The sequence below is a fragment of the Aliivibrio sp. S3MY1 genome (genome assembly GCF_028765575.1).
In the GTDB taxonomy this organism is placed as follows: domain Bacteria; phylum Pseudomonadota; class Gammaproteobacteria; order Enterobacterales; family Vibrionaceae; genus Aliivibrio.
Genome location: NZ_JARACO010000001.1, coordinates 18,525 through 39,434 on the forward strand (window position 1 = coordinate 18,525; position 20,910 = coordinate 39,434).

Annotated in this window: 11 protein-coding genes; 8 read left to right on the forward strand and 3 right to left on the reverse strand. The window is 41.9% G+C overall.

Features of this window, described 5'->3' with window-relative positions; all coding sequences use genetic code 11:
* Positions 1-28: 28 nt before the first annotated feature.
* Together PVK62_RS00075 and PVK62_RS00080 are read right to left on the reverse strand one after the other, a co-directional pair.
* Positions 29-1,279 carry a tetratricopeptide repeat protein gene (locus PVK62_RS00075; RefSeq protein ID WP_274442568.1) on the reverse strand — a complete coding sequence of 417 codons (1,251 nt, stop codon included), beginning with the start codon at positions 1,277-1,279 and terminating at the stop codon, positions 29-31.
* Positions 1,280-1,314: 35 nt separating this feature from the next.
* Positions 1,315-1,617 (reverse strand): hypothetical protein, encoded by a 303-nt coding sequence (locus tag PVK62_RS00080; protein ID WP_274442569.1) that lies wholly within the window; start codon positions 1,615-1,617, stop codon positions 1,315-1,317.
* Between the two features lie 568 nt (positions 1,618-2,185).
* Here PVK62_RS00080 and PVK62_RS00085 point away from each other — a divergent pair.
* From PVK62_RS00085 to pbpC, 8 genes are all read left to right on the forward strand, one after another.
* Positions 2,186-6,019: a DUF4132 domain-containing protein gene (locus tag PVK62_RS00085; protein ID WP_274442570.1), complete on the forward strand. Its 3,834-nt coding sequence runs from the start codon at positions 2,186-2,188 to the stop codon at positions 6,017-6,019.
* A 72-nt stretch (positions 6,020-6,091) separates the two neighbouring features.
* Positions 6,092-7,186 (forward strand): ATP-binding protein, encoded by a 1,095-nt coding sequence (locus tag PVK62_RS00090; RefSeq protein WP_274442571.1) that lies wholly within the window; start codon positions 6,092-6,094, stop codon positions 7,184-7,186.
* A complete protein-coding gene (locus tag PVK62_RS00095; RefSeq protein WP_274442572.1) occupies positions 7,173-9,560 on the forward strand; it encodes a DUF5682 family protein in 2,388 nt (795 codons plus the stop codon). Before PVK62_RS00090 ends, PVK62_RS00095 begins: the two co-directional genes overlap by 14 nt.
* Positions 9,553-10,653 (forward strand): VWA domain-containing protein, encoded by a 1,101-nt coding sequence (locus PVK62_RS00100; protein WP_274442573.1) that lies wholly within the window; start codon positions 9,553-9,555, stop codon positions 10,651-10,653. The genes PVK62_RS00095 and PVK62_RS00100 overlap by 8 nt, the downstream gene beginning before the upstream one ends.
* Positions 10,653-12,314, forward strand: a complete 1,662-nt coding sequence (locus tag PVK62_RS00105) for a hypothetical protein (protein WP_274449322.1) — start codon at positions 10,653-10,655, stop codon at positions 12,312-12,314. Before PVK62_RS00100 ends, PVK62_RS00105 begins: the two co-directional genes overlap by 1 nt.
* Positions 12,315-12,599 carry a hypothetical protein gene (locus tag PVK62_RS00110; protein WP_274442575.1) on the forward strand — a complete coding sequence of 95 codons (285 nt, stop codon included), beginning with the start codon at positions 12,315-12,317 and terminating at the stop codon, positions 12,597-12,599.
* 74 nt (positions 12,600-12,673) lie between these two features.
* Positions 12,674-17,458, forward strand: a complete 4,785-nt coding sequence (locus tag PVK62_RS00115; protein ID WP_274442576.1) for an alpha-2-macroglobulin family protein — start codon at positions 12,674-12,676, stop codon at positions 17,456-17,458.
* Positions 17,459-17,468: 10 nt separating this feature from the next.
* The gene (gene pbpC / locus PVK62_RS00120) at positions 17,469-19,691 is read left to right on the forward strand and encodes a penicillin-binding protein 1C (RefSeq protein WP_274442577.1); all 2,223 of its coding nucleotides are present in this window, start codon (positions 17,469-17,471) and stop codon (positions 19,689-19,691) included.
* A 39-nt stretch (positions 19,692-19,730) separates the two neighbouring features.
* Here the strand turns inward: pbpC and csm6 are convergent, their stop codons facing one another.
* The gene (csm6, locus tag PVK62_RS00125; protein WP_274442578.1) at positions 19,731-20,858 is read right to left on the reverse strand and encodes a CRISPR-associated ring nuclease Csm6; all 1,128 of its coding nucleotides are present in this window, start codon (positions 20,856-20,858) and stop codon (positions 19,731-19,733) included.
* Positions 20,859-20,910 lie beyond the last annotated feature (52 nt).

Here is a 20,910-nt window from a genome sequence, read left to right on the forward strand (position 1 = left end):
TAAATATCCTATTTATACACCGTCATACTTATAAAAAGTTAATGGTTAATTTCTTCAGTTCACCCTCATCTATTATTTGGTTTTTATTCTCATCATGAAAGACGGACAAATATAGCTGATCAAGAGGTAACCGATTAATAGGGTATTCACCACCATCTAAATAAAATGCATTGACATTAAACTCAAGCTCTAGCATGCCATCATTTAAATTTCTCACTAATTTTGCTCTAGAATTCTCCGTCTCATCATAGTACAGGTAGTGGTGACCATAATTGGAAATATAGGCTGTTTTATATCCACCACTACCACTCGCAATACCGCTTCCAGGAGAGTAAACCACTGTATTTGTAACTGGCTCTCCCACTTTTATCATATTGAAAATATTAATATCATCCGTTAATGAAATTTGCATCGCAGGTGCAAATTCTTTCTCTTGATAATAGACAACAGAAAAACTCGATCTATTAATATACGTTAATGGTTTTCTATCTGACAATAACAATAATTTCTCGTCTTGTATAAGAAATATATTATTGTAATCACTGGCTTTCAAATAAGCTAACTTATCCCTTACTGCCACACTACTTTTTATATTAACCTTTTCATACCAATATATGGCTTGATTGTACATCCGATTCTTTTCATAATATTTGGCAAGATCATATTGAGATGAGACTTCTCCATTTGATGCTAGCTGAATTAATATACTCAATCCTTTGTTTTTATTTTCTTTCACATTTAAAGATGGGTATTTTTTTTCACCCAAATAGATCATGGCAAGCGCATGGTTAGCATAATTATCCCCATTACGCGCAGCGTTGACTAAATGCTCATACCCTTGTTGCTCACATTCAGACTTTTTAAGAAGTAAGGTAGCAAGATAATACTCCGCTTTGATGGAACCTTGAAGTTGTGCTTTTTTAAACCAGATGATCGACTCATCCAATTTATCACTCAACATTAGAGCAAACGCATAATTATATTGCCCCGTCACATCACCAAGTTGAGCGGAACGCTTCCATAACTCTGTAATCGCTTTATGTCGATTTTTCTCTATCGAATTCCACTGATGATTCTCATACATATCCCCTAATAAGTTGATTGCTGGTATGAAATTAGTTTGAGAAAGAGGAATAAGCAACGCTTCAGCTTCTAAATAGGCTTTGTTGTTAACATGCTGCTTTGCTAATTCATAATTATCGGTTTGATAAGATGAACAACCAAAAAGAACAAAAACACAGCACATCACAAATGTCTTTTTTATACTAGATTTACTCACTATCATACTCTCTCTATTAATATTCAATGATATATTCATACTCGATTACCAAACACACGCTCACCTAACCGTGCTCCTATCATAGATAAAAAAGTCGCGATGGCGGGTTCCCATGTTCTTACTCCTGGAGAGAAGATCACGATGATCACGCCACCAATGAAAAATGATGATAGATGTAATAGTGATTGGATCGTCAATTTCAAACTGATTGCTATGTATTTACCAATCAACATCTGACCGATAAACCCACCTAAACATAACTCAACAAGAATAAAGGTCACAAAACTCAGTAACACCCACCACATTGAAAAGCCACTACGTTTTTTTATCGAACTCATTAATAGCCAACCTATAAAATAAAGCATGTATAAATATTAAAATGAACAATAGTAATAACACGCATAATGAATATCTAATGCCCCTATTGAATTGAGACCACACTATTTCAAATAATTTTTAACTGTATCATATTCTTATAATCAGGCCATATCTTAAGTTAATATCAAGCATTAAAACTCAGCGTTTACGTCCAAATCAAACAATAACGACATGTAAATAACCACGAATAACATAAACAAATGGCACCTAAACACACAACCAAAAAGAACATAAAGGCAACGCAGAAAACAAATCTCACACAAAAAACAAGATAAAACAAGATAAAAAAACCAATAATTTGACATTATATGATACAAATAGAAACAAGGGCAAACAAATAAAAACAACATAAAACTAACAACATTAAGGGTAATTAACGTCTACGTCTGCTCAATCTTATGATATGAGACGACAATCCATTTAATGGCTCTTATTTTATAAAAATATAATGTTTCTGGTTTACATTATATTTAATCACAAATTATACTTTGCTTGTTGGCACATTGTAACTAAGGAAAGTTATTTTAAATGCAAAGTAGACTTACCTTTTCAATTAATAATAAATTACTCAATAGTGAACATGGTATGATAACGGAATCTGAACTAAATATTGCTAAAAAAATTGTTGAAGACAACACCTCTTTTTATGAAATAAAAGATGAATTGCGTGAACATTTTGAAGCTGGCGATCAATATAAAACTATACTGTGGGAACTGCACAAAAAACAGATCCTCAATCTCGCGACCAATTACCGCTCATGGTACACACTCAGTGGGGCTTCTAATGGCTATACGATTGCCGACTGTATTGATTTATTTACTCAAGCCAGTAAAGAGCCTGAAAATATCAATCATTGGAATTATTCAGGAAAAATGACCGATAACGCGGTGTCTTTAATGAAGAAGGCTCAAGGTGATGTTCAACCATTAATTGATGCGCTGCCTTCATTCTTAGAATCAATTTCTTTATCTCTCTACTTTGAATTTTTAAAAAATAAACAGATCAATGTCGATCAAACCCCTGCTTGCTTACTAACAAAAATTGCCGAGGACGTCGTTGATGATAGAGAGCAAAGCACACTAGAGGAGATGTTTGCATGTTGGCCACACCAAGACGTGTGTGACGCCATAAACATCGCAGCAACGCAAACAAGATATATATATTCTCTGGATTTCTTAGCATTCACGAGTCACAGCATCACACCAGAACAACTGTGCATGATTGCTAAGAATCATCGCGTCGACTATGATGACATTGCTCCCTACTTCGACCTGCACAGTGACGCAATTTGTCAAATGGCCTTAGCTTACCCTGTGCCACAAAATTATGATGGCCATTCACGAGCAATGTCGTTATTTCCTTGGCTCGCGTTACATTTAAAAAAACAAAATCAGCAAATTGATGACGCTCGTGCAGATTATCTTGTTGAAAATTTAGATCCCTACCACGTAAGGAAAAACAGTGCAGTGTTGTCGGCACTACCTGATCAACACATAGAAAAGTTCTTACTTAAGAGTCTTCATTATGAAGAACTTCTCTGCTGTTTCTGCAATGACAATGTTGCCACTCACATGGTTCAACGCATTGTCGATTGGGGACGCTCAGAGCTTCGCATTGATACAAAAGGCAAAAAAGGACTGGCTGTTATTGGTGAACGTTTTCCACATGTGTTGATTTCTGCACTCCAAACCAAAAAAATCCCGCAGCGCTTTTTCCTTGTCGAAGCCTTAAGTGTCTCGACGGATCCGGCTGCCATCCCTACCTTAATTGACTATCTTGATGATACCATTGAGATCGTACGACAAGCGGCAACAAAAGGATTGCTTAAACAAGGTTCCGCAGCAAGTGATGCATTATTGAATGCCTTATCTTCTCGTAAAAAAAATGTGCGCTTTCACGCGTGTGAAGCATTGCTTTCATTGGCGTCAGATCCAAGCCTGACCGACATCATCGTGAGCACAACGACGCCATTATTCAAAAAAGAAAAAGTCGCTGACATAAAATCATTGCTTGCCACTCTATCCGGGCAAGAAAATGAAGTGAGTGTTGATGCAAACCCAACTAATACGGTGAAACAATTATTACAAGCCGTTTCTAATGATGATCATAAAACCGTTAAGCAAGCCATTAAGGCCATCAAAGCCAATCCAAACTGTCGTGATCCTGAGTGTGGCTGTGACACCTCTGAAAATTGGGTGAAAAACTTCGATTCTTATGTCGAACAAATCGCCAATAACTTGCTGAGCCAGCATGGTGAGCGTGCTTTAGTGGTGACACTGAGTGCGATAATTCATCACTTTTGTCCACACTATTATCAGCTTGCATTACTTAAAAAACTCATGGAACACCATGACAATAATGAGCAAAATGCACTGCTTTGCCTGACTTATTGGGCTCAAGATATCGAGGCTGATGGCGGTTATACGGAAACCAATAAACACGCATTTCAGTTTTTCCTAGAGTATTACCAAGAGAATGCCATTCAGGCCGCGGAGATTATCTTATCCACAATGGATTCTCTGGCGATGGATCTGCTATGGTCACTCTATTTGCCACTGCAATCCACCAATACGTTAACCGTATTTAAAGCGTTCAGTCCCAATGCGTCAACGCGCTCAATGGCATTAGCGCTTCAATGGTCGCCAAATGAGACGTACCCTATCATTATTGACCTATTGGCGCATAAAAAACTCGCGACTCGAAAGCAAGCGGCTGAAGCCTTATCTCAAGCCCCTAGTCCAGAGGCGCTTCCGGCATTAAATAAAGCCCGAGTAAAAGAGAAAAACCATGCATTAAGCCTATTGATGAACAACATCGCCTTTACGATCACGCTAGCTCAGAGCGATCTTGAAGCGCAATTAGATGCCGATGCGCCACTTTCAACGGATGCCCTTACCCAGCTTGAAGCACTACTGAGTGAATTTGCTGGCGCACTACCAAAAGGCATCGAGCTTGAGAATTTACCATCACTTCATTGGACAACAGGTAACCCATTACCACCAAAAATCATGCAATGGGTGGTCTCTAAATTATCAGAAGAGAGCGCAAAACAGCACTCAAGCTTATTAGTTAAGGTGATCGCACACTGTGATAACGCAGGCTTCAAACCGTTATGGAACGCCCTTTACCAACAAGCGGATGATAAATCGCGTCGCTTAGGGTGGGTATTGTTCTCTGCGGCTTTACTGGGTGATGACATCTTGATGCAAGCCTACGGCAAAGATCTCGATGATGAATCACGTAACGGGGCGTCTGCCAGTGCCTTCTATAAAGTTGAAGTCTTAGCTTACCAAAGCTCTACCGTGGCACTCACTTGGCTGGATCACTGGTCACGCAAAGCTCGTAGCCAAGGATTGAAAGAGCGCTGCATTAAAGCCCTTAATCAACTGGCAAAAGAAAGAGGTATTTCTCGCGATGAGATTTCAGATCTTGTGTCTGCGGATCTCGGCTTTGACCAACAAGGAAACGTGGCTTTCCCATTTGGGGATCGCACGCTAACGTTAACACTCAGCGATGAAGGTTCACTGATCACCAGCTTAGATGACAAAGTGCTAAAATCGGCACCAGCGACACGTAAAGACGATGATGCTGAGCTGTTAAAAGTGCGCCGCGCAGAGCTGACTCAATTCCGTAAACACATCAAACAAGTGTACCGTAATGCGGTTGAGCGTTTAGAGCAAGCGATGATCACTGGTCGTCTTTTTTCACCAAGCTTATTTAATCAAACATGGGGTCACAACCCACTACTCAGTTACATTGCACGTCGTGTGGTTTGGTCAATTCAGCACCAAGATAAGATCACGCTTGCTCGTCTAGATGAAAGTAACCAGTTTGTGGATATTGATGATGAGATCATTACGATAGACAACGAGAGCCTATTCTCTGTCGTCCACCCATTAACGTTGGAAGAAGCAACGTGCATCGAGTGGAATAATCTATTGGATGATTATGAGATTGTGCCGCCTTTTGTTCAATTGTCGCGCCCAATCTTTACGTTAGCCGAAGACGATCACCCGTATAAAACAATCACTCGCTATAAAAAAGAAAAATTCGGCACATCACGTATGCGCAGCTCGCTCGAAAAACGTGGATGGCGAACCGGTGAGCCTTTGGATGCCGGCTCTGTACAATGGTTCGAAAAATACTTTGTTCAAGCCAACATCAGCGCCCTGATTTATATGGAAGAAGGCTTTTGTATGGGATCGTACGATTATGACGAGAATCAAACCATCCCACACGTTAAGTTTTTCACGGGTGATTATCATTATTATTCGGATCGCAACAATCACTTACTGGAGCTGGGTAACGTCTCCCCAATTGTCTACAGCGAAGTAATTAATGATATTGAATCAATAAAATAACCTACATTAAAAACGTTAATACATGCCATCAATTCCCTATTGGTGGCATGACTCACATGAAATGGATGAACCATGTTTGCAGTACAACGATTACCCGCAGAGCAACTGTACAAAGAACAATTAACAGCACTACAAGATGCCGATACATCATCAAAGCCCGCTCATTGGCAGCTCAGTCCTAAAGCGGTACGCACCTTCATTCTTGGTAGCGATACACCAATTTCAGGGCAAATTATCACACGAAAGATTTACGGTAACGATGCGGTGGTTGAACGCGCCATCGTCACGCTGCTTGGTCAACAAGGCTTAATGCTTGTTGGCGAGCCTGGCACCGCAAAATCGCTACTGTCTGAACTGCTGAGCGCCGCTATTTGTGGTAACAGCACCTATACCGTTCAAGGCAGTGCTGGGTTATTTGAAGAAAACATTCGCTACAGTTGGAACTACGCTACCCTGCTAAAATCAGGTCCAACCATGGATGCCATGGTACCCGGCCCACTCTTTAATGCCATGAAACAAGGGGCCATCATGCGCTTTGAAGAGTTAACGCGCTGCCCAACAGAAGTGCAAGATAACCTGATCCCTATCTTATCGGATCGTATTTTACACATTCCAGAGATTCAATCTAAAACCAATTACCTGTTATCTCAACCCGGATTCACCATCATTGCGTCTGCAAATTTAAACGACCGAGGCGTTAATCAAATGTCTTCAGCACTCAAGCGTCGTTTTAATTTTGAAGTATTGAAACCCTTAGCTCAACGCCAACAACGCATTGAATTAGTCATGACACAAGTGAATGATCGACTCAAACATGAAAAGGTCGATTTACGTCTAGATAATGACACTATTGACGTGTTAGTCACGGTATTTGATGAATTAAAATCAGGCCAAGTGGCAGGGGTCAGCATCCCAACGCCTTCGACGCTACTCTCCATACCTGAAAGCATCAACCTCGCCTTTCATGCCGCCATGCAGTGCCACTATTTTGGGGATAATCACGTTACTCCTGCGCATTTGGCTCAATTTTTAATGGGCACCGTCATTAAAGACAATCAAAAAGATCATGAGTCATTAAGCGATTACATCCGGGTGATCACCCGTCAGCGTGCGAATGACCCACAATGGGCCCTATTCTTAGATGGATGCAAACATGCAGGGATCTGATCTTCTTTCTCTTGCGGCTCAATTCCATCACGATAACAACCTCGTTTGGGCTCCCATTCGTCATCACAGTCCAACATGCAGTTGGTACTTGTTGCAATTGATCAAGCAAGCCAAACCTGATGTGATTCTCATTGAAACACCACATGATGCACAATCCTTGCTGCCCTACATGCAAGCCGATGAATGCCAAGCGCCGGTAGCGATTTATCTGCACAAACAAGCACGCTTAGCGAATGAGACCCAGAGTGACACTTATGCCCAGCGTGGGTTTATCCCATTTGCAGAGATGTCGCCTGAATGGAACGCTCTAAAAGCCGCAAAGAAAAAGAACATTCCTTGCCAATTTATTGATTTGCCTTACGGTTATTGGAATGACAGTAACGAGGAAGACGAAGAAGGAAATAACCCGTTAATTTACGCTTCCAGTGAAAAAAAGCATTTTCAACACCGTTATCTTGACGCGTTACTTCAACGCTCTGGATGCGAACATTTTGATCAGTGGTGGGATCGCCATTTTGAAGCAGATGTCACCTTGTCACCTTCTGAGTTTTTTACACGCATGCACCTCTTTGGACTGCAAATGCGGGAGGGGCATGTCGAGACGGATCGTCATACTCAATACCGTGAACAGTACATGGCAAGCCAAATTGCGCCTCATATCCAAGAAGAAAAACGCGTATTGGTGGTCTGTGGTGCTTTTCACTGCATGGGGATCTCGCGCTATTTACAACAAGGTACATCCGATTTTTTACCTCAAATAAAAGTGGAAACGTCTTATCAACACCTGCTCCCTTATCCTTTATCACGATTAAGTCATCCCCAGTACGGCGCGCATTTATCACAAAGTGGCTATTATGCGCATTGGTGGAAAAAACTAAAATCAAGCACGAAAAAAGAACGTGCAATACTAGCCACACGCCTGCACACGGAACTGGCGACGGAGTTAATGTCATTCTTACAGCAAAAAGATCACCCTGTTGCCATGCCGCAATTGGTGGATTTGGTGGTGGCCGCCGAGCATTTAGCCCAACTGCGCCAAGTGCCAGTCGGACGCAGTGAGTTTTGTGAGGCCGCGATCTTAACCTTAGAAAAAGATCCAAGCTTAAGCGATCACATATCGCGCTTTTCATTATGGCTTGATGCTTTTTTTGTTGATTCACAATACGGAAAAGTGCCGAATACACAGCCTTCTTCGCCGATCATCATTGATTTTCACCGTCAATGTGATGCTTTTGCATTACCAAAAACACTCCGTGATCTCACCATTACTAAAGAGCTGGCGATTTATCGAAGTCCAAAACACCTTGCACTTTCTCTGTGTTTACATCGTTTGGCTTTTTTATCGATTCCTTACGCCACTCAGATCGCAGGGCCGAATTTTGTCACTCAAACGGATCTCTATCGCGTACGAGAAAAGTGGCAGATTCAATATGAACTCACCACAGAAACCACATTAATTGAGCTTGGCTACCAAGGCAGCACCATTGTAGAAGCGATCAATTATCAAATACAGCAACACCTCGCTGATGAATACCTAAACAGCGAAAATCTTGTGGCGTTGCTGTTGCGTTCTTTGCAGATGGGGCTGGAAAAATGGCTTACCCCGATCTTAAATCGCCTCTCTTATCAACTGGATCAAGAAAGTGATCTGCATATTCTTAATCAAACACTGACGCTGTTATTTCGCTCTCAATGGAACAGTTCGCTGTTTGCGCAAGACACCGAAAAAGAGATAGAACGCTTGATTCACCGTTGTTATGTTCGCCTTTGTGCTCGCCTGCCTCGTGCCATTAATGGGCATTCCAGCACGGCAGAGGCAACGTTGCTTTCTGATCTTGGAAAGCTGATTAATCGAATGCCGCAATTATGTCCGGCCTATTTTTTATTGGATGCGATTCATTCGCTGTCTGACATTGCCGTCCCTTTTGAGATACAAGGGGTATTTGCAGGATTGGCCTTATCGATTGATCCCTCCTCAAACGAAGAAGAGGAACAACAAAACGTAATATTGATGATGAGAAGTGCCGCCAGCCAATGCCATCTCACTCCGGATTCTCTGGGGGATTTCTGTTATGGATTGGGCTTAGTCGACCCACAAATATACCAATCTTATGATGAGCTCCAACCAGCGTTAGATCAGATCATTTCTGAGTTTGATGAACATGATTTCCTGAACACGCTTCCTGCTTTGCGTCGTGCCTTTATGCTCATGACTCCTAATCAAATCGAAGAGTTTGGACACTTATGTAACAAAGAGAGCGGCGCTTTATGGCTGCATTCGACGATACCAAGCCATGATGCATTGCTTCAAGCGAATCAACTTCAACATCTAGCTGAAGAATGGCTATCATTATGGGGGATTTCTCATGACTAATGAGCAGAGTCGACGTTGGCGCTTAATCTTAGGCCAACCCTATCCACACACACTTAATCAAGAAGACACATTAAAAGATCAGTGTCTGGATCAACTGTATTCACAAGAATATAAAGACCGATTTACCGTATCGTATAAAGGTGGCATAAGCAGCGGTTTGCCTAGCCCAATAACATGGCTCTCAAGCGTAAAAAAAGCCTTTCCTAAATCCACTGTGGAGATTTTACAGCAACACGGTTTAACTCGGTATGGCTTAACATCGCTATTACTCGATGAAGATACACTCAAGCAACAGACGCCCGATTTAGATTTACTGCAACTGCTGTTATCGTTTCGCGAACAAATTCCAGCCTCTCTTCATTCAGAGCTAGAACGCATTATTCAAACCGTATGCAAAGAGTTAGAAGAGGTGCTCACACAACAAATTCGCAGTGTGTTTTCACATCACAGAATACCGATGAGCCACGCACAACCGATGCCATTATCCTATACTCATTGGCATCACACCATTAAACGAAATTTAAAACATTACCAAATAGAGACAGAGACGTTTATTTTGGAACGGCCATTCTTTTATCAAACCCAGCAAAATAAAGTGCCGTGGGACATTCATTTGGTGGTTGACCAAAGTGGTTCGATGTTAAATTCTTTGATCCATGCTGCAGTGATAGCAACCATTTTCTGTCGATTGCCGATGCTCAATGTCAAACTTTATTTATTTGATACACGGGTTGTCGATGTCACCGATCATGCTGGAGATCCACTGGCCATCTTATTAAATTCTCAATTAGGTGGAGGAACCAGTATCGGTTTAGCCATGCAATACACGCATGAACGCATCACCGATCCGGCTCGTAGCATGGTGGTGTTGATCAGTGATTTCTATGAAGGTGGCTCACCCGCTTCGCTGTATCGCTATACTGAAAAAATGCATCGCGATGGCGTGACGCTGCTTGGATTAACCGCTTTAGATACGGCGGGCGTTCCACAATATGACAATCACATCACCAACCAACTGTTACATAAAGGGATGGAGATCGCATCAATGACACCCGAACATTTAAGTCAATGGGTTGCTGAGGTAATCAAATAATGACATTGCTACACTGGTCGCAACAATTAAGCGATGATTTCTTAGTTAACTGGACAAATCGCGGTTTATTACGTCGCGCCACCAAACAAAGCCAAGATGTGGATATCAGTGAGTGGGACATCACCTCCTCTCACCTAAATGGCGTCATTGATCAACACCAATTAACCCTCAGTGAAAAGAGCGTGGATGCCTTAACTTGCTCGTGTGGTGCCATCAATACTTGTTTTCATAAAGTGGCGTTTTTTATTGCATTGCGTCAATATGAAAGTCAAGTTACACCTGAAGCTACCACCACTGAGGTCACCTCCTCTTTGGCGCCTTTTTCCCTTAACGAGTGGTTTATACAACATAGTGATGACCTCGCCCCTATTGTGGGAAAAAGCACCGTTACCAAGGCCATTCAGCACTGGCGAAAAGGGATGACCCTTGATGTGGAAACCCATGATGAACACGCCATCGTTCAATGCCATTTCGCAAGCAGCAAATCGTTTCGTCTCTATTTCCCGCGAGCTTCGCAATGGGATCTTGCCACCTGTTCATGCAAACAACATCCTTGCTCACACCAAGCGGCGGCACTGATTGCGCTTTCCATACAAGGCAATACCCTAGCCATGGATGAGGCGCTCTTAATCGAGCAACTCAGCGATAAGCAACGCATTCAATTAACACAATTAGAGCAATGGTTAGAAGAGACACTCTCAACAGGCGTGCAAAATATCGTACCAGCGCAATTAGCTCAAGCACATACGCTAGTCATTGAATTAACTCAAGTAGATTTACCTTCCCTTTCAAAACAGCTTAACAGCGTATTGAATATCCTTGAGTATTTGGTTGCCAACTATATCGATGTCGACTACGAAACCGCTATACAACAGATCACCGCGTTAAGCTTGCAACTTCACGCTTTGCAGCAAACGCCACTGCCTTGCCCGCTGCATCTCTTAGCGGGTGAACACAAACGTCGTTATCATCCGGTGAGTTATCACAACCTAATGGGAATAAGCGTAGAGTATTGGCACACAGACCAAGGCGCTCAAGGGTATCGTTTTTATCTTTATGATCATTCCCTACATCAATGGGCGACCATCACCGACGGTCGAAAAGCACAGCGAAATCATGGTTGGAATAATCAATTGGCGTATGCGCATACTCGCTGTGATCTCAAAGCTCTGCCTTCGCTGGCACTGATGTCGTTTTCGGCGCAATCAAAAATAACGCATCACAATGAGTTATCAATAAAAGACACCAAGATCACATCATCCCCTACCAATATCGAATGGGAAGCCTTGTTTAATCATCCTGAACTTCAGGTTCATGCGCAATGGCAGCGCATGCAAACCCGTCGTTTATCAACCCGTTTTACATCCAATACGGATCAATTAGGTTGGCTCTGCTGCGAACAAGCATACCAGACGCAACACACGGCATATTGTCACTATCAAGAAGCCGAGATAGTCACAACGTGCAATACTAACGTGAATGTTCGGATCCCCAAAAATATAGATACATCCATCATTAATGATGATCAACAACTGCTCTTTGGTCGCTGGAACTGCAATGCGAAACAGAGCTATTTTGACGTATTAGCGATATTTACCAAAACCCCAATCTCTGATGAGAAATACGGTTTAACTCAAATTAAAGCAAAGGAGGTAAACTAAATGGAACACGAGCAGATCTCTGATTTTTTACTAAAATGGCAACGCTTATCTCACGCTATTCTACAGCAAGGGTGCCATAACTTACGCCCCAAAACCAAACAACATCTTGATGAATGGCAACAACAAGCTGCATTACTTGGTTTTCATCAACTCAACGATTATTGCCATGGATTACTGAATCCAACACAGGCTGAGATAACACCTGCAAACGCCTTCCGCCATCTACTGCATTACATGGAAGGAATAAATCGCACTGCAATAGGTTTATATATGCCTAATAATTAAACATGAGTATAATGATTTAATCTCCATGTATAGCATTACCCCATACCACCTCTTTAATAGAGAATTAATAAATAATGAAAATAATAATAATACACTTACTTTTTCTTTTGGCTTTGGTAAACGTTAACGTATCCGTCGCATCGGAAAGCGACGAGAGCATTACGTACCTTGGTAGTTACACCCATAACCGCGCGCCGGCTTTTATTATCCAATTTTCAGAATTAGCACCCAACCCTAATTCTGTCACTATTAGTGAAACAAAAACCAAGAAAGCCTTACCAAATAACTGGATACTCAATAAGAGTAAAACGGCGTTGATCTATACCGATATTGAGGTGGGTAAATCCTATACCATCACCTTAAATAAGCCACTTAGCTACAAAAAAAATACCCAACATGACGTGATTGTTTACGAAAAAGAACCGTCTGTTGATATTGTGGGTCGAGGTCCTATTGTCCCTATTTTTGGCAAACGTACACTGCCAATTTCAACCATTAACGTTGAGCAAATATCGGTTGAAATACTCAAAGTGACGGATCCTGCACTGCTACTCAATAGCACGCATTACTCAGAGTCTCCAAGCCGCTGGAAGCTAAGAGAATTAACAAAAGCGACCACACCAGTAACGCATTTAAATTTCGATATCGTTAAAACAGAAAAAAACACATCGCAATACACCGAGCTTCTACTACCAAAATCGCTAGAAAGCGGTTGGTATTTACTGGCAATAAAACCAACAGGTAACTTTGATTATAACAGTGAAAAAGTGCTGCACGTCGCACTCACCGACATCGGCATTCAAGCGAAAGTATTTCCTCATTCCCTCACCGTTCAATTAGCGTCGCTATCCAGTTCAGATCCAATACAGCAAGCGTCTGTCAGCATTTATCATAAAAATGGCAAACAAACGCAATTAGGTCAGATTGAACAGCATATCGGCACTTTTAATTACAACGTTAAGCAAGGCGATATCTTATCGGTGAAAAAAGGAGAGCAAATTAGCTACCTTCCTTTGCGTGAACTTCCTTTGGATCTCTCAGATTACGCCGTCTCTGGACGTGAATACCAAGATGTCGACGTATTCACCTACTCCAATCGCGATTTATTCAAACCGGGTGAAACACTCCCTTTAAACTTATTGTTACGCAACAGTGATGGTCAATTAGTTCAAGATGTAAACCGTCTTTTCATTGAATACATCAAGCCAGACCAAACCGTTGCTCGTAGCCGATGGTTACAACAACAAGACGCAAAAGGTTATTACCAAGATACTTATCAAATACCCGCTAATGCACCGATGGGAAAATGGATCGCGCAAGTTAAATTACATAAAGATGCAAACAAACCCATTGGTCAATTTAGCTTTAATGTGAATGAATTTGTTCCTGAGCGAATGGATCTGACGGTGGATTTAGCAAAAAAAATCACCCCAAATGCACAACATACCTCTGTCAACTTACACGGAAAATACCTTTTTGGTGCTCCCGCGTCTAAAAATACAGTAAAAGTGCGTAGCCATTATCAGCCAACCCATTACTTTGATACCGATTATCGCGATTTCTACGTAGGTGAATCTTTCTCGATTTCGGCTTGGAATGATGTACCTAGCGTCAACGACATCACGCTGGATGAAAAAGGTGAACACGTATTGTCACTCCCTTTACTTAGCCCATCATTAATGAAATCACCGGTGAATGCACGCTTTACCTTTGAGTTACAAGAGACTGGCGGCGCAACCGTTTCACGCAGTCAACAGCGTCAACTTTGGTCAGATAAAGCCATTGCCGGCATTAAAGCACCAAGTGATAAAATTGACTCTTATTCAGACGTACTGTTTGAGTTCGCCTTATTAAATGCCTCTGGTGATGCTCTGATCGCAGGTGAGATGGATTACACCCTTGAGCGTAATATGGGTGGCTATTACTGGATTTATAATGAAAATTCAGGATGGTCAATTCGAGGTGATGACGAATGGCGCCCTGTGAGCTCTGAAAAAATCACCACCCGAGCAGGAAAAACAACCCCACTCTCTCTTAACGTTGAATGGGGACGATACCGTATCACCCTACTCACAAAAGATGGCGTAAGAACGCGTCTACCATTTAGAGCAGGTTGGAGTGACGATGCAACTATCCACCCCGTTAAACCTGACCAATTATCAATCACTTTAGATAAAAAACACTATCGTATTGGTGATACTGTTGCCGTTACGATTTTTAGTAAACAAGCTGGCACACTGCAACTTAACCTCGATGCAAATAAAACATTACAAAGCCAAAACCATCAAGTGATCGCGGGCGAAAACACATTTACCATGACGTTGGATGAGGAAGCGAATCGTCACGATCTTTACCTCACAGCCACTTTGGTAAGTACACCCGATGCGAGCCAAAATCCAGCCAATGCGCCGCTGCCTCAGCGATTCTTTGCCATTGCACCCGTATTGCTAGACCGCAGTGATCGCATTCTGCCTATCAGCATTGAGCATAGTGACAAGTTACTGCCATTACAAACAGCAAACATCACTGTAAAACTCAATAAACCAACAACAGAAGCAACATGGGTAACCGTATCCTTAGTCGATCGAGGGATCATCAACCTATCCAATTATCACATTCCACAAATCGCACCTTGGTTCTTTGACCATAGACGCTACCAAGGGGATGTTATCGACCTCTATTCTCATTTTTATCAAACACGACCAGACTCCTTCATGACAGCTCATCGTTATGGTGGTGATCAGGAAATGAGTCTGAACATTAATAATGACGAATTAGTAGAAAGCAAAACCATCACAATGATGTCTAAGCTTGTGCAATTTAGTCCGAATGGAGAAGCGACGATATCGTTCGACCTTCCTGACTACAATGGCCAAGCGCAAGTGGTGGCAATGGCATTTAATGGTGACCAATTTGGTCAAGCAGAAAGCAACGTCACCATTGCGACTCCTATCGTAGCTGAACTGTCAGTTCCTCGCTTTTTATCGCCGAAAGACACTAGTCAAACCTATGTTGAAGTGTTTAATACTTCAGGGTTGAAACAAAAAATTTCAGCCAAAGTCACCGTCGACGACCAATTAACCTTAACAGGCGAACATTCATTTAACATTGATTTAAAAGACGGCGAACGCCATGGACAATCGGTTGTTTTTGATATCAACCCTATTCTCGGTAGCACAGCTTCAACAACGATCGCCTTACATATTTCGTCAAAAGATGAAAAGGGCAAGACATTCGAACAAACCCGAGAATGGACGATCCCTGTTAGAAGTTCACAGCCTGTAATTAGCCAAAGAGAGTTAATCACATTAAGTACAAAAACAGATGATGCTAAGGCTCACGAATATCAGTTAATGAATGCTCTGTGGCGAAGCTACCTGCCAAGTAACAATCCAATGGCTTTAGTGAGTTATTCACTGACACCACAACTGAATATTAGCGATTATGCCGAAGGCTTATTCAGCTACCCTTATGGATGTGCCGAGCAAACAACCAGTAGAGGTATGCCATGGTTATTGAATGATAACACCCTAACCCCATTTAAAAATAATGCCCGAGATCTGCTCACTGACAGAGAAATCGTAGAAGAATCTATCGCTCATTTATCCACCATGCAAAAAGCCAATGGTAGCTTCTCGCTATGGAATAAATTTGGCCGCAGTGATACATGGTTAAGTATGTATGTTACTGAATACTTACTAATGGCAAATCAAGCCTTCCCTGAGTCTGTTCCTTCACAAATGCTCACGCTAATCAAGGATAATTTACGTAATACAATCGGAAAACAAAATACAATATCATCAAGCCATTTCTATGCATTATGGCTAGGGACAAAACAAGGGATCGTGAATAACAGCCACTTATACAGTGCTGATAAAATCATTAATGCGAACACAAGCCATTATGTATCACCCCTTTCTTATGCGCATATTGGGGGGGCATACTTATTAAATGGTAGAAGAGTCTCAGGTGAGCATTATTTAAATAAAGTATTAACACCATCGCCAATATCACGTCGAAATCATGACGAGTATGAATATGGCAGCCAACTCAGAGACATCGCCCTCACTATTACTGTATTGAATGATGTGGAGCGTGTCATCAAATTGAGTAACGAGATGGTGATGTTAAGAAACCGCCTTGCGATTACCGCTATGGAACTGGCCAATAAAAAAAGTTACCTAAGCACACAAGAGCGAATTGCACTGATACGAGCAGGGATTGCACTACGCCAACATGCTCTAGACCTTGTCGAATTAAGCATTAACGATCACGATCAAGTGACACAGATCCGCGAACAAGGCATGAATCAAAAACAACTAAACGCAGGTGCGATAATAACCAATATGAGTGATCTACCCGTTTTCTTACAAGTCGCCACCTCTGGCCTCATCAAAGAAAACGCTGTCGCATCCACGTTAGCCTATGAAAAAGCCAGCCGTACCTATCGCTTTGAAAATGGAAAACCTTACCGTGGTGAACCATTAAAAATAGGCGATAAACTGATTGTCTCTGTTCACTATAAATTGGAGCAACACGTTCCATTGGCATTAATTGTGGAATATTTACCGACTGGTTTTGTTCTAGAACATCCTGAATACACCAACAGTAATCAGATAATTAATGCCGCTAAATTAGACAAAACTAGCGATTGGTCCATGCTTGAGTATCGTAATGATCGTCTAATTGCATCAGCGTCTCTGCGCAAAGACCACCAATACGTAATTAATTATGTATTACGAGCTGAAACACCGGGGATATCGAACATTCCAGCGATCTTTATTGAAGAAATGTATCAACCTCAAAATATGATTTACAAACCTTACTCTGGTTTTAAACAGTTTGAAATCATTCAATAAAGACGCCGATATGTCATCTATTTATTCAAGAATGTCTGCTGTGTTTCAGCAGCATTCTTTTTTCCATTGGATTCGTCGAGCGATCATCACGATCGCTCTTTTACTGATCTCTGCATTTTTTATTGCGCACTATCTCTCGCCTTTAGATCTTAAACAGCGCTTAGACAGTGCCACAACCATATACAGCAAAAACGGCGAAGTATTGCGACAGTTTGCTAACTCAAAAGGGACTTATCGATTACCTATTACTCACACTGAACAAGAAGGCCGAATTACTCGTCCAGTCTCTTCAGATTACCTTACTGCCTTATTAGAGTATGAGGACAAATACTTTTACTATCACCCCGGCGTCAACCCATTCTCTTTAATAAGAGCCATGGCTCAGCATGCCGTTTATGGTGAAGTGATCTCTGGAGGCTCCACCCTTACCATGCAAGTTGCGCGTATGTTTTACCCTTATAAACGATCATACCGTGGTAAAATTGAACAAATATTTCGTGCACTGCAAATTGAATGGCATTTCAGTAAAGAGGAGATTTTAGATCTCTACCTTACTCACACCCCAATGGGCGGCAATATTGAAGGTGTTGAATCTGCCTCTCGACGATATTTTGGAAAATCCGCCAATGATCTCAATACAACCGAAGCCATTCTTTTGGTTGTACTGCCACAACGACCAAGCGCCACTCGTCCAGACCGATACCCTGATCGTGCCCTCGCCGCACGCAATAAAGTGCTCATACGCACCCAACACGCGCTCAAGATCTCAGATCAAGCACTGCAAGATCTACTCGGCGCACCATTAGAAGCCAAGCGGTATTATCAAGACACCATAACCCCATTATTGGCACGTCACTTAGCATCAGCAACACCACAACAACGCACTTTTCATACCTTTATTGATCACACTCTTCAATACAGTATTGATAAACTTATTCGCCAAACCGCGTTGCATTGGCCTAACCGTTTATCCAGCGCTATTATTGTAATGGATAACGCAACCGGTCATGTCATTGCGTATAAAGGCTCGGCCGATTTTTCAAATTTTGAACGCTATGGACACGTGAATATGGCACTCGCCATTCGCTCACCAGGTTCCACCTTAAAGCCTTTCATCTACGGCTTAGCGCTTGAGCAAAACATGGTGCACAGTGGCAGTCTATTAATGGACATTCCCCACACTTATGGGGATTATCAACCACAAAACTTCAATCGTTATTTTAGTGGGCCTATACGCCTCGATACCGCGTTGCAGCTATCAAAAAACGCCCCTGTTGTGCAAGTGCTTAACCACGTTGGCGCAGACCGTTTTATTGATTTATTAGAAAAAACCAACCTTACTTTTGATATACAAGACGCCAACCTAACCATTGCTCTTGGTGGTATTGGTACCAATTTAACCAGCCTTGTAAGCTTATACTCTTCACTTGCTCGACATGGTAAAACCATTAATCCAAGGTATACCGAATCGACAGCAATACAAGAAACAAACTTACTCTCACCCGCCGCCAGTTGGATACTCTTTGACACCTTATCAAAGATCCCACCACCCAACCGATTTAGTGCCGCACATCACCGACAAATTGCTTGGAAAACAGGGACAAGCTATGGATTTAGAGACGCTTGGTCCATTGGTGTTAGTGCTCAATATACGGTAGGAGTATGGGTTGGGCGTCCTGATGGCGCACCAAATGTAGGTAAAACAGGCGCAAAACAAGCCGCCCCGATTATGTTTGATATTTTTGATCAGCTGCCACCAGAGTCCATCGATGTCATGCAACCTGATACAGTGAAACAACACACCACATGTTGGCCAAGTGGTTTGCTCAACGCCCAAGTAAAAGAGCAAGATTGTCTCTTACCACAACCAGCATTTGTGATTGATGAGCAAGCACCGCCGACATTAAGAATGCGAGAAAGCTACACCAACTTACATCAATGGCCAGCGCCGTTACAGCAATGGTCATTATCACAGAACCGACCATTAACGACGAAAAAAACACCCGAAGCGCGTCCAATAAAGATATTAGCTCCAGAGAATAACACCCATTTTTTCCCGTATATCGGACAACGCATCACCTTAACGTCGACTTATGATACGGCTCGCTGGTTCATTGATGACACACCATTAACAACCACAAGCCTGTCGTTTGATGATCTAAAAACAGGTCAATACAGACTAACAACCTGTAGCCAACAATGTGACAGCGTGATCATTCATGTATCAAGATAAAGCCGCGACCATTGAAAAACAATGACATTTGATGGTTGATTACCACTCAACGGCATCACAGCAAAAAACCACATCAAGGGCGATATTATACGTCGCCCCTGATTTCACCCCATCCGAATGTACTTTTATTTTCTCAAATAAATCAGGCACTAGCTTATCTTTTAATGATTTATGTAACCCATTAAGAGATTGACGCACAAAATCTTTGGTTAATGTGGCTAATTCTGAATGATCTTTTTGTCGCCATTGCCCCTCATCTTCTAAGCCCATGGTTTTATACAAACGCACATCGGCTTTCATCTTATCTAACACATTTAAATAATCTATTGTTTGTGTTTTATCGTCCTCAAAATAACGATCCAGTGTCGCTTTTCGATTATCCTTAAGTAAAAAGAACAGATAAATAGCCAGATTCTTACCCGTCAGTGGAATTTTAATACCCGCGACTTCTACCGTCTTTTCTTTCGTTGAAATACTCACTTTAACTTGCGTGTTATTGGCACTATTTAACGCCGACACGGTTTTAGAAAATGAATGCGTTTCCATTTGATTAATAATGCACTCATCCACCTGGCGACGCATGCGCACAAATGGAATTTCAGCTAATGTTACCGTCGCCTCTTTGGCATTAATGGTTTTACCTTGCTTACCTTGAATAAAACAATCAACAGGCGTTGGGTAATAAAAATCACGGACAAACTCAAACTCATCACCCACAAAAACATGGCTTAACACATCTTGCTCTCGGCCATACAATGACATCGCATAACCCATGTAAAATGCCATGGTTTTACGGCCGCCCGCAATAGAGGCGTGAATAGCCACCTCATTATCTTGAGTTAACAATGCCACTTTACGTGTAATAAAATCCGCCATAATGGATTGGTCATCAACGCCTTTCGCATCCACAAGCGCATTGCCATTCTCATCAGAAATCACCCAGATATGGTCACAATTAAAAGCAATAGGTGGCAAGTGATAATCAGCCATTAACTTACCCCAATGCCCTTGCACAAACAGCCCTTCTTCTAGCGTCTGTTTTGAATCTTCGGTGGTAATAACATACACCGCTTCAGGAATGGGTTTACCTTGCGTATGCAGGGCGTAAATGGTCTCAGTTAATACTTGGGGACTGGCGCCAGTAACGGCGATAAGGATATTTTTCATGGGGCCTTTAAATGTAAAAAGGGTAACAATTATTATTACCCTTTATTGGTCA

Coding starts and splice junctions, on each gene's coding strand:
- PVK62_RS00080 (WP_274442569.1), bottom strand. CDS start 1,617: ATGAGTTCGATAAAAAAACGTAGTGGCTTTTCAATGTGGTGGGTGTTA.
- PVK62_RS00085 (WP_274442570.1), top strand. CDS start 2,186: ATGCAAAGTAGACTTACCTTTTCAATTAATAATAAATTACTCAATAGT.
- PVK62_RS00090 (WP_274442571.1), top strand. CDS start 6,092: ATGTTTGCAGTACAACGATTACCCGCAGAGCAACTGTACAAAGAACAA.
- PVK62_RS00095 (WP_274442572.1), top strand. CDS start 7,173: ATGCAGGGATCTGATCTTCTTTCTCTTGCGGCTCAATTCCATCACGAT.
- PVK62_RS00100 (WP_274442573.1), top strand. CDS start 9,553: ATGACTAATGAGCAGAGTCGACGTTGGCGCTTAATCTTAGGCCAACCC.
- PVK62_RS00105 (WP_274449322.1), top strand. CDS start 10,653: ATGACATTGCTACACTGGTCGCAACAATTAAGCGATGATTTCTTAGTT.
- PVK62_RS00110 (WP_274442575.1), top strand. CDS start 12,315: ATGGAACACGAGCAGATCTCTGATTTTTTACTAAAATGGCAACGCTTA.
- PVK62_RS00115 (WP_274442576.1), top strand. CDS start 12,674: ATGAAAATAATAATAATACACTTACTTTTTCTTTTGGCTTTGGTAAAC.
- pbpC (WP_274442577.1), top strand. CDS start 17,469: ATGTCATCTATTTATTCAAGAATGTCTGCTGTGTTTCAGCAGCATTCT.
- csm6 (WP_274442578.1), bottom strand. CDS start 20,858: ATGAAAAATATCCTTATCGCCGTTACTGGCGCCAGTCCCCAAGTATTA.